Annotated in this window: 14 protein-coding genes; 13 read left to right on the plus strand and 1 reads right to left on the minus strand. The window is 56.9% G+C overall.

Translation table 11 applies throughout. From position 1 onward, the window contains the following. Positions 1-675 (plus strand): DUF6030 family protein (locus HJB89_RS23325; protein ID WP_221140778.1); only part of this gene is annotated, 675 nt, incomplete at its 5' end. A gap of 27 nt (positions 676-702) precedes the next feature. On the opposite strand, the gene HJB89_RS23330 is transcribed toward HJB89_RS23325, so the two are convergent. Further along, positions 703-1,077, minus strand: a complete 375-nt coding sequence (locus tag HJB89_RS23330; protein WP_221117536.1) for a hypothetical protein — start codon at positions 1,075-1,077, stop codon at positions 703-705. Between the two features lie 196 nt (positions 1,078-1,273). Between HJB89_RS23330 and HJB89_RS23335 the strand changes: the two genes are divergently transcribed. From HJB89_RS23335 to HJB89_RS23390, 12 genes are all read left to right on the plus strand, one after another. Next, positions 1,274-2,347: an endo-1,4-beta-xylanase gene (locus tag HJB89_RS23335; RefSeq protein WP_207581445.1), complete on the plus strand. Its 1,074-nt coding sequence runs from the start codon at positions 1,274-1,276 to the stop codon at positions 2,345-2,347. Positions 2,348-2,378: 31 nt separating this feature from the next. Beyond that, complete coding sequence (locus HJB89_RS23340; protein WP_207581446.1) at positions 2,379-3,530, plus strand: glycosyltransferase; 1,152 nt, start codon at positions 2,379-2,381, stop codon at positions 3,528-3,530. Beyond that, positions 3,530-4,033, plus strand: a complete 504-nt coding sequence (locus HJB89_RS23345; protein WP_007630830.1) for a DapH/DapD/GlmU-related protein — start codon at positions 3,530-3,532, stop codon at positions 4,031-4,033. The genes HJB89_RS23340 and HJB89_RS23345 overlap by 1 nt, the downstream gene beginning before the upstream one ends. Next, the gene (gene pssM / locus HJB89_RS23350; protein ID WP_207581447.1) at positions 4,030-4,932 is read left to right on the plus strand and encodes an exopolysaccharide glucosyl ketal-pyruvate-transferase; all 903 of its coding nucleotides are present in this window, start codon (positions 4,030-4,032) and stop codon (positions 4,930-4,932) included. The genes HJB89_RS23345 and pssM overlap by 4 nt, the downstream gene beginning before the upstream one ends. 151 nt (positions 4,933-5,083) lie before the next feature. Continuing rightward, positions 5,084-6,586, plus strand: a complete 1,503-nt coding sequence (locus HJB89_RS23355) for a lipopolysaccharide biosynthesis protein (RefSeq protein WP_207581448.1) — start codon at positions 5,084-5,086, stop codon at positions 6,584-6,586. A 31-nt stretch (positions 6,587-6,617) separates the two neighbouring features. Next, entirely contained in the window at positions 6,618-7,649 is a 1,032-nt protein-coding gene (locus HJB89_RS23360) for a polysaccharide pyruvyl transferase family protein (protein ID WP_207581449.1), read from the plus strand. A 10-nt stretch (positions 7,650-7,659) separates the two neighbouring features. Beyond that, positions 7,660-8,481, plus strand: a complete 822-nt coding sequence (locus HJB89_RS23365) for a galactosyl transferase (protein WP_207581450.1) — start codon at positions 7,660-7,662, stop codon at positions 8,479-8,481. Between the two features lie 81 nt (positions 8,482-8,562). Continuing rightward, on the plus strand, positions 8,563-9,507 hold the full coding sequence (locus HJB89_RS23370; RefSeq protein ID WP_221150580.1) for a glycosyltransferase family 2 protein: 945 nt from the start codon (positions 8,563-8,565) through the stop codon (positions 9,505-9,507). A 23-nt stretch (positions 9,508-9,530) separates the two neighbouring features. Continuing rightward, the gene (locus HJB89_RS23375) at positions 9,531-10,415 is read left to right on the plus strand and encodes a glycosyltransferase family 2 protein (protein ID WP_207584357.1); all 885 of its coding nucleotides are present in this window, start codon (positions 9,531-9,533) and stop codon (positions 10,413-10,415) included. Further along, positions 10,412-11,392, plus strand: a complete 981-nt coding sequence (locus HJB89_RS23380; protein WP_221117518.1) for a glycosyltransferase family 2 protein — start codon at positions 10,412-10,414, stop codon at positions 11,390-11,392. Before HJB89_RS23375 ends, HJB89_RS23380 begins: the two co-directional genes overlap by 4 nt. Before the next feature lie 209 nt (positions 11,393-11,601). Then, positions 11,602-12,060: a glucuronosyltransferase gene (locus HJB89_RS23385; RefSeq protein ID WP_221150581.1), complete on the plus strand. Its 459-nt coding sequence runs from the start codon at positions 11,602-11,604 to the stop codon at positions 12,058-12,060. Next, a complete protein-coding gene (locus HJB89_RS23390) occupies positions 12,057-12,533 on the plus strand; it encodes a glycosyltransferase (RefSeq protein ID WP_207581454.1) in 477 nt (158 codons plus the stop codon). The genes HJB89_RS23385 and HJB89_RS23390 overlap by 4 nt, the downstream gene beginning before the upstream one ends. Positions 12,534-12,647 lie beyond the last annotated feature (114 nt).

Below are 12,647 nucleotides of genomic sequence, written 5' to 3' on the forward strand. Positions count from 1 at the left end.
CCCCTGCCCCGCCCGACGCCCCCAGCCACCTTCACGTTTCCATTGCATATCATCGAACCGCCGGTGGCACAGACCGCGTCGACTTTTCTGCGGACATGGCGGATATCCGGGCCTGCAATGTGTGCGGCGCTGCGCAATGCCGGCATCGAAACCAGCGATTGGGCGGCGGCAAGCTTCGACGCCGATACGTTCGAATGCATTTTCGAGCATAGCGGCAAGCGGGAGAAGGATCAGCTTCCGAGCTCCATCTTCGTCATCGTTCGCGGCGACGCCACCGGCGCGATCAACAACATGCGGGTGAAAATCATCAATCCCGAGACGGATCAAAATGGTCAGCTCGATCCCAACATTCTGCGAATTTTCGAAACCATGTTGCGGCAACCGCAATGGCTCGATTTTCACGAGACGCTGAACGCGATCAAAAATCTGAGGGACATCAAGGAAGACGGCTTTGGAGCCAGCATCAATTTCAGCCGCGAAGTGCTCAATCCTGGGCGGTATAATTTTACGCTAGCCCTGGATGCCACTTCGGGACCCCAGAAAAGAACGAGAAACTATTTTTCCGAGAGAGCATGGCTTCGATCGCCCGAGCCGACGGTCGGGACCGACCTGCGGCCGGCATCCATTCCTGCCGATGCCAAGGCACCGGCACAAAGTCAGGAACATCCGCATTAGGGTCAGCTGAGATTATGCGCCGACTTCTCACGCCATGTAACTTGCATCGTCGTGATGCCTGGCCAAAATCTCGTAAAGCTCTTTCAAACTGTCCGCACTCGGCCGTTCGGTGCTGTCCCCGCCCGCCAAGCGCCAGACACGCTCGACATTGAGGTCCTGCGTGACTTGCTCAAGGTCTTCGTTCAGCGAGCGAATGGCGGCCTCCGATCGACGCAGCCGCCCCGACAGCCTGACAAGCGCTGCGAACGACAGAAAAATGACGCCGGTGACACCGAGAACGAGCGCCGAGAATTGTCGGGCATCGAGAAGAAATAGATCGTTTCGAATGGTCGTCATAAAAAAAACGGCATTTTGCAATGCCATATGAAAACAGCTTATCAGATAGCTAAACCAATCTTCCATCACCAGCGCCCTCCAGAACAGTTTATATCGTGGCGCCGGCTGAAAAGTCTAGCAGACACTGACAATATCCCCTACGGCGAAAGTATATTTAGGGTTGAATTACTCCGTTGAATTGAACGCGAATGCCGCGTTGCCGACGAGCCTGGCCCTCTAAATTTGGCCGCGGACATCAAAAAAGCCAACCGTGAGAGATAAAATGAATAGAAGACGTTTCCTCGCCTCGGTTCCGCTCGCCCTGTTGTATGCCAATGCGGGCCACGTCCTGGCACAGGTGCCTTCAGCGGGAGGGCTGCGCGCCCTTGCCGACGGCAAGGCGTTCCGATTCGGATCGGCAATCGACCTGCAAAATATCAGCGATCCAATTGCTTCCGAGATATACATCAATAACGTCAATTCAATAACGCCGCGAAACGAACTGAAGTGGAATGCGACGGAAAAGAGGCCCGGTGTTTTCAGTTTCAGGAATGCGGACCGGATGGTTGCATTTGCGCAAAAAAACAACATGAGGGTTTATGGCCATACGCTGATCTGGTATCGCGTCCCGGAGTGGGTGTCGGACATCACCGACGCGAAGGCGATTCAGGCGACGATGAACCGTCACATAAAACAGGTTGTCACTCGCTATAAGAACTCAATCGACGCTTGGGATGTGGTGAACGAGCCGTTGGAATATGATGCGCCGGATCTGCGAGATTGTGTTTTCCGACGCCTTCTTGGCGACGACTATATCCGTATGAGCTTCGATATGGCACATGAGGCAAATCCCGGCGCAATGCTGGTGCTGAACGAAACGCATCTGGAGAAAAAATCCGACGTGTTCGAACAGAAGCGCGCGCGTATCCTGAGAATCGTTGAGGATCTCGTCGCCCGGAAATCGCCGATCAATGCGGTGGGGCTGCAGGCGCATTTCCGTCCCGGCCTCGACCGGATCGATCCGGAAGGAATGGGGCGCTTCTGCGCGGCGCTGAAGGACATGGGTGTCGGCGTGTTCATCACCGAGCTTGATGCCTCCTGCCAGTTCCTGAACCGCGACAAAGGCTTTTCGCCGACGTCATACGCGGATATTTTCGGTGATGTGATCACTGTGGCGGCCGAGCGTGGCGACTTGAAAGGCGTGACAGTATGGGGCATGTCGGAAAAATACGGCGAGCGCATTGAGAACGAAGCCGCTCCCGACGCAGCCTGCGCAAAGCGCGTTAATCTTTATGACGACAACAATGCGCCGAGAAGTGCGGTTAATGGCATCAGGCGGGCAATAGAGGCGATGTGATGGGCAAGACAACGGAGACGTCGACAGATTCATGAGAAAAGCCGTTATTTACGTGGAAAAATTTTTGCCTGCCAGCCAGGCATTTGTTCTCAATCAGGCGGTAGCATTTCGTTCTTTCGAAGCTGAAATTCTTGCCGGCACGCGAATTCCGTCCGCCCACACCAAAAAATCCACTATCCCGGTTCATGACATCCGTCGGTCTCCCGTTGCGCGGGCCGGCGAACTGCTTCTGAAAATTCCGCAGATCGGCCTTCCCTTTCTCTTTCCGGCGATCGGCCAGGCCGATCTCGTTCACGCCCATTTCGGCAAGAACGGTTATGTCATCGGCCCCCTGGCGCGCGCCGCCGGCAAGCCGCTGGTCACGACATTCCACGGGTTCGACGCCACCTATGGCGGTGACCCGAAAAAGCCGGGCGGCTTCAATCAGGTGCGCTTTTTTGCCAAGGGCCGGAGCGAGATGGCTGGCTGGAACAGCTGGAATATCGCCGTTTCCGATTTCATCCGCGATCGGCTGCTGGCGCTCGGCTTTCGCGCCGACCGCGTCTATCGCCATCATATCGGCATCGATCTCGATCTGTTCAAAATGGAGCCACGTCCACGAAAAAAAGGGCTGGTGGTTTCCATTGCCCGCTTCGTCGACTATAAGGGCCACCGCTTCATGATCGACGCGCTGGCACGCGTGGCGGCCGCCGGCACTCCGGTCGAATTCGTCATGGTCGGCCAGGGTCCTTTGAAGGAGGAAATCGAAGCACTGGCGCGTCGTTCCTTGCCAAGCGTCACGATCCATGAAAATCTGTCGCAGACTGAGATAAGGGATCTGCTCGCCAGTGCGGAGCTTTATCTCCATGGAAGCGTGACCCTCGATAATGGTCACGCTGAAGCTTTCGGCCTGGCCAATCTCGAGGCCGAAGCCGTGGGAACTCCGGTCGTCGCATTTCGCTCGGGAGGCGTGGGCGAAGCGATCGAAGAGGGGAAAACTGGTTATCTCGTGGAGGAGCGGGATGTCGCAGGAATGGCCGAAGCAGTCGGAAGGCTGCTCAATGACCAGGCCCTGTGGACAGCCTTTAGCGCGCGGGCACCGCTTCTGGTGGCCGAGCGCTTTGACTTACGTCGTCAGACGGGGATGCTCGAGGACTATTACAGTTCCGTGCTAGACGAATTTTCCAGCCGGGGTCGGACTTGATGGTGCAGACAGGAAAAAAGCCGAAGTGGGGACTGAACGTATTTCGGCCGCTGCGGAACGGAATTGTGAAGGCCAAATGGCTCTACTATACGAAGTTCTGGGGAATGGACATCGATCCGACGGCCAGCTTTTCCCTGAGCGTGCGGTTCGACAAGACCAATCCGAAGGGATTGCATATCGGCGCGGAAACCTATGTCGCCTTTGAGGCGGCGATCCTGACCCACGACCTCACGCGCGGGCTCTATCTTCACACGAGAATCGGCAGACGCTGCTTCATCGGCGCCCGCAGCATCATTTTGCCCGGTGTTGAAATCGGCGACGAATGCGTCATCGGCTCGGGCTCGGTGGTGACCAAGAGTGTTCCACCGCGCTCGCTGGTCGCGGGCAATCCGGCAAAGATAATCCGCAGCGATATCGAGATCATTTCGCGTTACGGGCGCATGGCACGCGAAGACGAGACGGTCTCGATCGTCAAGCACTTGCCGACTGGAGAAGCACGATGAAGATGTTTGCCTACCGCGGGAAACACGAGAATTTCGGCGATGAACTCAACCATTGGCTCTGGGAGCGTCTGCTACCCGGCTTCTTCGACGATGACGAAGGCCAGCTCTTTCTCGGCATCGGTTCGATCCTCTACGACAATTTCGATCCGAACATGCAGAAGATTGTCTTCGGCTCGGGTTATGGCGGCTACACCAACCCGCCGAAAGTCGATCGCAACTGGACATTCTATTTCGTCCGCGGAAAGAAGACCGCCGAGATTCTCGGCATCGATTCGAGCTACGCCATCGGCGATTCGGGCATCCTCACGCGGAGCTGCTGGGATGCAAAAAGCATCGAGAAGCGTTATCCCGTCTCGTTCATGCCGCATTATGAAAGCGCCATGTACGGCAGCTGGGATAAGGTTTGCGATCTCGCCGGTATCCACTATATCGATCCGCGCTGGTCGGTGGAAAAAGTTCTGACCGAAATCAGCGCATCACATAAAGTCGTCTCGGAAGCGATGCATGGCTGCATTATATCAGACGCGCTTCGCGTTCCTTGGCGGGCGATTCGCCCGATCGCTCCAGGGAACAGAGCCAAGTGGTACGACTGGGCGAGTGCACTTGATCTGGAGATCGATTTCGACCCGATCGGCCCGTCGAACCTCGTCGAAGCCGGAGCCTCGCTGGTTCGGAAAAATACCTACCTATTGAAGAACGTAACATTCCGTCACCGCCGGATCCGCCAGCTGACCGGAAATTATGTCTTCGGATCGACCGTCAAGACATTGCAGCGAGTGGCAGAGAAGCCGGGCCAGCTCAGCACAGACGAGTCTATTGTAAGAGCACACGAGAGAATGCTGGTCGAGCTGAACCGGCTGAAGCAAGATTTTTCCAAGAAAGCGGCAAGCGCCCTTTAAGGTCGCAATCGCTTTCGTGACGAGGCAATTAAAGCATGATGCTTTCTAACTTCATGAATACCCTCTGCGCCGGCAAGGAGCAGAAGCACCTTCGATGCGCATGCGGCCCGCTCAAATGGTCAATGTCCGCGACCTCGGGAGCCGTTCGCCCATGAGCAGTGTGACCGACCGACTGATCCAGGGCAGCATGTGGCTGAGCCTGTCCCGCGCCATCGTCAACGGGCTTTCGGCACTCAGCACCTTTGTCCTCGCCTGGTATCTCGTACCGGCTGACTTTGGTCTCGTCGCTATTGCAACGACGATTCAAGTCATCTTGAGTTCGGTCACTGAGCTTTCGCTCAATCAGGCGCTCATCCGCCACGAGTCTCCGAGCGAAACCCATTTCAGCGCGGTTTGGACACTGAGCGTGACAAGAAGCGCCATATTGGCGCTGCTCTTTGCCGCCGCGTCTTATCCGATCGCCGAGTTTTATAATGAACCTCGTTTGACGAGCGTGATGCTTGCCTTGAGTTTCAGCCTGCTCCTGAGCGGCCTCGCCAACCCACGCCGCGTCATGCTCCAGCGCGATCTGATCTTCTGGCAGGAGTTCGTGCTGAACGTCTCGCAAAAGCTGGTCGGTTTCGTCGTGACGGTGGCAATTGCCGCCATCTACCAGAGCTATTGGGCTCTCGTCATCGGCACCCTTGCCTATCAGGTGACCAATATCATCGTGTCCTACACCGTCTTGCCGTTCTGGCCGCGCATAACCTTCCGCCATGCCCGCGAATTGTTTTCCTTCTCGGTCTGGCTGACGGCCGGACAGATCGTCAACACGCTGAACTGGCGCATCGAGTATCTGCTGATCGGTAAGATGCTGGGCGCCACACAGCTTGGTCACTATACGGTCGGCAACACTCTTTCGACGCTGCCGACGCGCGAGGCTACCGCGCCGTTGAACCAGACGATTTATCCGGGCTTTTCGAAGGTCCGGAACGACCCGGTCCGGCTTGTCGCAGCCTATCAGCGCGCACAGGCCCTGTTGGCTGCGGTGGCGCTTCCGGCCGGAATCGGCATGGCTGTTGTGGCTGACCCGATGATGCGGCTTGCCTTGGGAGAGAAGTGGGCTCCTGCGATCTTCATCGTGCAGGCACTTGCATCGGTCTTCGCCCTGCAGACCCTTGGCTCGCTCGTCCAGCCGCTGGGCATGGCGAAGGGCCATACCAAGATGCTGTTTATCCGCGACACGCAAATGCTGGTGGTTCGCATTCCCATCATCATCGCCGGTCTCATGATGGCCGGGCTTCCGGGCGTCGTTTATGCGCGCGTGCTGACGGGTCTGATTTCCACCGTTGTCAACATGCTTCTCGTCAAGCGCTTAATCAATCTGCCGTTCTTCCAGCAGCTCGCGGCAAACTTCCGCGCGCTTGCCAGCGTCGCCCTGATGGCCGCCGGCATCTGGGGATTGTCGCATTTCATGAGCGCTCCCGTCGACAAGCTGGCCTTGGCCCTTCACCTGGCCATTCTGGTCATCACGGGCGGTATTCTCTATGTCGGTTCCAGCTTTGTCCTGTGGCTCGCAATGAACAAGCCAAATGGCCCGGAAACCGAAGTTCAGCGTATCTTTGCCAAGTTCCTGTCAAAAGCCAAACGTATTGCCGTTCCCAAGTCGGCTTAAAGCTAAAACGAACATTAACAAGTGAGGCAGAATGACCAGCCTATCCAGATCTGAGCTGATCGCAAAACTCAATGGCATGATCCATGATTGCCTGAAGGACTATGTCTCGCGCGACGAACCGCTCGCGATTCTCGACTTCCCCGACATCCGCAATTGCGGCGACTCGGCGATCTGGCTGGGTGAGATGGCCTATCTCAAGGATCGCTTCGGCAAGCGCCCGGACTATGTTTCCAGGCTGTACGATTTCTCAGCCGAAGAGCTGAAACGGCGAGTTCCCACAGGCCCGATCTTCATTCACGGCGGCGGCAATTTCGGCGATATCTGGGTTGCCCACCAGGATTTCCGCGAAGCGATCATGGAGCGTTTCCCCGATCGGCAGATCATCCAGTTCCCGCAGTCGATCCACTATAGTTCGCCTGAGCGCATCGAGCAGTCCAAACGGGCAATCGGTCGCCACAAGAATTTCGTGCTGCTCGTGCGAGACGAAGAATCGAAGGAATTTTCCGAAAAACACTTCGACTGCACCGTACGGCTATGCCCGGATATGGCCTTTGCCATCGGCCCACTTCCGGACAGGGCCACCCAGATTCCCGTTCTCGCCATGTTGAGAGAGGACGCAGAACGGGTCGGCGGCACCGATCGCAACATTCCTTCCGAAATTCCTGTGGAAGACTGGATCACGGAGTCGAAACGGAAGGTAGATATCGCCAAGAAGCTGGGGGTGGCGTCGGCCTATCTCGCATTGAAGCCAAGCGAAGTTGCATTGCGGAGGCTGGACGCCGCAGCGCACAACCGTTTCGAGCGCGGCATCAGTCAGATCTCGCGTGCTCGCGCAATCGTCACCGATCGTCTGCACGTCCATATTTGCTCGTTGCTGCTCGGCCGCCCACACGCCGTGCTGGACAACAGCTACGGAAAAATTCGCCGCTTCATGAATGCTTTCTCCGGCGGAACGGATCTTTCATACAAGGCAACCTCGCTCGACGACGGGATCGAATGGGCGCGTCACCAGGCGGCGATGGACCATGCCGGTCGAAAAGAAGCCATGAGCTTGCGGGCGTAGGGAGAATTCGATGCCACTCGTCACCTTCATTATACCGGTCCGGCATCAGGACAATGCCCGCGATTGGAGCAGGCTGAAGGCAAATCTCACCCAGACCGTGGCCTCCATTTCCAACCAGACCAATGGGGACTGGCGCGGAATCATTGTGGCGAACGAAGGGGCCGATCTGCCTGATCTGCCGGAAAAATTTTCCGCCTTGCGCGTGACTTTTCCGCCAAACGACCTGCATGAGCTTGGAAAAGGCAGCAAGGAAGACTTCCTCGATGCCTTCCGGGCTGACAAAGGCCGGCGTGTTTTGAGCGGCATGTTGAACGCCGCCGACAGCCGCTTCTTCATGATTGTCGACGATGACGATTTCGTCAGTTCTCGAATCGTGCAACATGCATCCGAAAATCGGGACGCCAACGGGTGGACGATCGACCATGGTTACATCTGGGACGATGGCGGCAATTTCCTGTTCGGCCATGATGACTTCAGCCATCTCTGCGGCACATCCTTGATCGTTCGTGCCGATCTCTACGATCTGCCGAACCGATTTGAGGATGCTTCGCTCGACTGGATCAAGTCGATGCTTGGTAGCCATGTCCGTATCGCGAAAATTCTGGCGCAACGCGGAGCGCCGCTTGCGAAACTTCCCTTTCGCGGGGCGGTCTATCGGGTTGCCCATGGCGGATCGCACAGTCAGGCACCAAGCCTGCTGCGACAGTATTTCCTGAACCGCGGCGTGCTCACCAAACCGCGGCGCTGGTTGCGTAATCTTCGTAAGCTGAGGGTGCTCGGCGAAACTCATAGGCGCGAATTCTTCGGCAAGACGCGGTCGAATCCAGCCTAAAACCCTTTCACCCGAACATCGCACAGGCAGTCAAAATATGAGGCTTTTCTCTTTCGACTTCACCAAGAGGGTTGGTAACTGATGTCGGATGTATTCGTCAGCGTTATCTTTTCATCCTACAATGGCGCCAGCCGCCGGCTGCGCCACACTTTGGATTCCTTGGTGCGCCAGGAGCTTCCTCATGATCGATGGGAACTGATTGCTGTCGACAATAACAGCAATGACGACACGTTTGATCTTTTGAAATCCTATAGCGACAAGCTCCCGATCATCATCCTGCAACAGTACAAGCCCGGAAAGTCCGGCGCGCTGAACTTGGCTTTGGATCGGGTGAAGGGAGATCTTGTCGTCTTTACGGATGACGATATTCGCGCCGAACCGAATTGGCTGAAGGCGATCGTCGACTGCGCCACCGCCCATCCGGGCTACGGCGTCTTCGGAGGCCGAATCGTCCCTGATTGGGAAAAGGAGCCGACGGCCCGCTTTATCGAGTGGATTCCCATGGGATCCACCTTTGCGATCGTGAATGAAACGCAAAGCGGACCGTGCGACCCGACAAAGGTCTGGGGCCCCAATACGATCATTCGACGTGAACTGCTTGGACCGAGCGTACGCTACCGGGAAGATATCGGTCCTCTTCCAGGTAAGATATTTGCCATGGGCGAAGATGCGGAGATCATCATTCGTTTGGCGGCAAATGGCGCCAAATCCTATCGATGCGCCGAAGCCGTGGTTCATCACTGGATTCCGGCAGCAAGTGTCACCGAGGACTGGGTGCAAAAACGCGGCGAGCGGCTTGGTTATGGCATGCCGGCGCTCTTTCCCGACGAAGTGCCTGGAGGGGTAAGGCTAAGTGGAGTTCCGCTTCCGACCTGGATCGAAAGCGCGCAATGGGCATTGCGGGCAGCCACGCTTTATCTCTTGCCGCAATCAAAGAAGCGTTTCTGGGCTATCTGGAAATATTACTACATGCGGGGGTATCGTGCTGGAATTCGCCGATATGCGCCTCAGACGCTGGCGCGGTGATCGATTGTCCAGGAGGCGATGATTTGAAACTCTCGGTGCTCATCAATAATTTCAATTATGGTCGCTTCCTGCGCCCATGCATCGATAGCGTTCTGTCGCAGACCTACCCTGACTTCGAAGTGGTGGTGGTCGACGACGGATCGACCGACGATTCCCGTGAGATTCTTGCCTCCTACGGGGAACGGATTCTGACTATATTGAAGGAAAACGGTGGTCAGGCGTCGAGCTTCAATGCAGGCTTTGCGGCGGCAAGCGGCGATATCCTCTTTCTCCTGGATGCCGATGATGCGTTCTTGCCCGGTAAACTCGCACGGATTGCCGAGATCTACGATCGCAACGAGATCGACTGGTGTTTCGACCGGGTGACGACCGAGGAAAATGACCAGCCTCCTGCAGAGCTTCAAGTGACGCTGTTCGACAAGCGGCACGCGCTTCGCAATGGCGGCTTCCCTTCGCTTCCGGTTCCGACATCGGGCTTGAGCTTCCGCCGCAGCCTGCTGTCCCAGATATTGCCGATGTCCGTCGCGACCGACGTCGTTCTGAGCGACAATTATATTAAGTTTGCCGCGGCGTATCTCGGCCGCGGCGCCATCGTCGAAACACCGCTGACGTTTCAGCGCATTCATGCCTCAAACCGCTATACGGGCACAAGCAGGGCAAAGACGCTGCGCCCGCGGATCATGATCGCGACAGGGCTGGAACTGGCACGCCGCTACGACGGGCTGCAGGCGCTCGGCAAGAGCCTGGTGGCCGGCGGCATTGCCGAAACGACATCGCTGCTGAAGCTCCGGAGCGAAGCGCGCAACATGGTGGCGGGCGGTCCGTTCGGCGATGATGCCGCGACCGAATTGGCCTTGATGGCGGCGCGCAAGCGTTTGGGAAAGATGCTGCGGAGGGGACAGTCGTGAACCAGCAAGAAACTTTCCCGCATTCAGCAGCCGGTACCGACGTCGGCGCAGCGCCGTTGAAGATCGCCGTCGGCGTGCTGACCTATCGGCGTCTGGACGGGATCGCCAAGCTGCTTGACGTCATGACGCGCCAGATCAGGCACCCCGTCCGCCCCTATCATCTCACCATGGTGATCGTGGATAATGATGCGGCCGGCAGCGCCAAGGCAACGGTGGAGAGCTTCGGCCAGACAGGCGCCTACGACCTGATCTACGTCGTCGAGCAAAACCAGGGCATCCCCTTTGCCCGCAACCGCGCGCTGGATTCGGCACCTCCGGGCACAGACCTCTTCTGCTTTCTCGACGATGACGAATGGCCGGTCGACGGCTGGCTGGACGCTATGCTGGAGACTCGCCAGAAAAGCCGCGCCGATTGCGTCTACGGCCCCGTCCAGCCGGTCTATCCGGAAAACCCACCGGAATATTTCATCAAGGCCAGGGTATTCGAGCGCAAGAAGAACGTGGACGGCCAGCGTATCGGTTATGCGGCTTCGAATAACGTCATGTTCGACTATCCCCTGATCCGCTCGTGGAATCTTCGTTTTGAGGAGAAAATGCGCTTCACCGGCGGCACGGACTATCTTTTCTTCAATCAGGCCATCCGCCGCGGCATGCAGGTTTTCTGGGCTGACAAGGCCCTTGTCTATGACATCGTTCCGGCAAACCGAATGACCTGGAAATGGGTGTTGCAAAGACAGTATCGGCTGGGCAATACCTTCGCAGTCAGCGAGGTTCTGCATGGCAACCTCAAGCGCCGGATTTATCGCGCCGCCTATGGCGCCACGAGAGTCGTGCTTGGACTGGTCATGCTGCCGGCGATCTTGATTTCACCCTACTGGGGCATGCGGGCTCTCACCCATGTTCTGCGCGGCGCCGGCATGGTTAACGGGATTCTCGGACATGCCTATCAGGAATACAAGCCCAATGCCGCCCTCTGATATTGTTTGCGCAAACGCCCTTGGAGAATTTCTGGCCCTTACTATGTTTCAGCCAAAAGCATCATGCGTAACGGCGTCGATGAACTTCATGGATTCAACCAACCGGGCCAAGAATGGTAGACTTTCACTGAATTACTCTGACACAACTGCTGTTCGAACCGAACGGTTTTTCGCTCTTGTCGTCGGTCAAATATAGGGGATGCCTGTCTATGACTGAGAAAAAATTGAAGGTTCTCGCTGCCTCCTCGGGAGGCGGCCACTGGGAGCAGATGATGGCCATGCGGAGCGCTTTCGAGGGCTGCGATATCGTCTTTGCAACGACCATCCCAGGGCTGCTTGCCAAATACGACATTCGCGACGGCCTGGTCCTTCCCGATTGCAGCCGCGACTCGATTACCATGTCGATCCGGTGCTTTTTCAGCGCCTTCGCCATCGTTATCAAACACAAGCCCGACGTCGTCATCTCCACAGGTGCGGCGCCCGGCCTTTTTTGCCTGCTTGCCGGCAAACTGATGGGCAAGCGGACGATCTGGATCGATAGTGTCGCCAATGTCGAGAAGCTCTCCCTATCGGGAAAATTGGCTGGCCGTATCGCGTCGCTCTGGCTCACGCAATGGCAACATTTGTCGCGGCCGGATGGCCCCCACTACGCAGGAGCTGTCCTTTGATCCTTGTCACCGTCGGAACGCAGCTGCCGTTTGATCGCCTCGTCAAGGCAGTCGACACCTTCGCGAAAGAACTTTCCAAGCCGGTTCTGGCGCAAATCGGCAAGGGCACCTACACGCCACAGAATATGAAATGGATCAAGAATATCGAGCCCGCGGACTTCGATAGGGTCTTTTTCGATGCAAGCGTTATCGTCTCGCATGCGGGAATTGGCACGGTGCTGACCGCAAAACGTTTTGGAAAACCGATCATTCTCGTTCCCCGGCAGGCGTCGCTTGGCGAGCATCGAAACGATCATCAGCTTGCCACGGTAGGCCAGCTCGCCGGCCGACCGGGCATCTATGTCGCGCATACCGACGAGGATCTCAAAAACTATCTTCTCGACGATCTGGACAGCCCGTCTCACGAGGACCCGTCAGAGGTTGGACGGGCTTCGCTGGTCACCTACCTTAAAGGCTATCTGGCGACAGTCTGACCCCAAGCCCCCGCGGACCCTAGAGCATGTCTCGCAAAAGTGTGCCGCGGTTTTGCGATAAAGACATGCGTAAAAACAAAGACCTAAAGCGTGACAAGCGAATCTGAAAGATCG

The sequence above is a fragment of the Rhizobium sp. NZLR8 genome, assembly GCF_019685025.1.
Taxonomy (GTDB): domain Bacteria; phylum Pseudomonadota; class Alphaproteobacteria; order Rhizobiales; family Rhizobiaceae; genus Rhizobium.

Coding starts and splice junctions, on each gene's coding strand:
- HJB89_RS23360 (WP_207581449.1), top strand. CDS start 6,618: ATGACCAGCCTATCCAGATCTGAGCTGATCGCAAAACTCAATGGCATG.
- HJB89_RS23340 (WP_207581446.1), top strand. CDS start 2,379: ATGAGAAAAGCCGTTATTTACGTGGAAAAATTTTTGCCTGCCAGCCAG.
- HJB89_RS23370 (WP_221150580.1), top strand. CDS start 8,563: ATGTCGGATGTATTCGTCAGCGTTATCTTTTCATCCTACAATGGCGCC.
- pssM (WP_207581447.1), top strand. CDS start 4,030: ATGAAGATGTTTGCCTACCGCGGGAAACACGAGAATTTCGGCGATGAA.
- HJB89_RS23365 (WP_207581450.1), top strand. CDS start 7,660: ATGCCACTCGTCACCTTCATTATACCGGTCCGGCATCAGGACAATGCC.
- HJB89_RS23335 (WP_207581445.1), top strand. CDS start 1,274: ATGAATAGAAGACGTTTCCTCGCCTCGGTTCCGCTCGCCCTGTTGTAT.
- HJB89_RS23355 (WP_207581448.1), top strand. CDS start 5,084: ATGAGCAGTGTGACCGACCGACTGATCCAGGGCAGCATGTGGCTGAGC.
- HJB89_RS23330 (WP_221117536.1), bottom strand. CDS start 1,077: ATGGAAGATTGGTTTAGCTATCTGATAAGCTGTTTTCATATGGCATTG.
- HJB89_RS23345 (WP_007630830.1), top strand. CDS start 3,530: ATGGTGCAGACAGGAAAAAAGCCGAAGTGGGGACTGAACGTATTTCGG.
- HJB89_RS23385 (WP_221150581.1), top strand. CDS start 11,602: ATGACTGAGAAAAAATTGAAGGTTCTCGCTGCCTCCTCGGGAGGCGGC.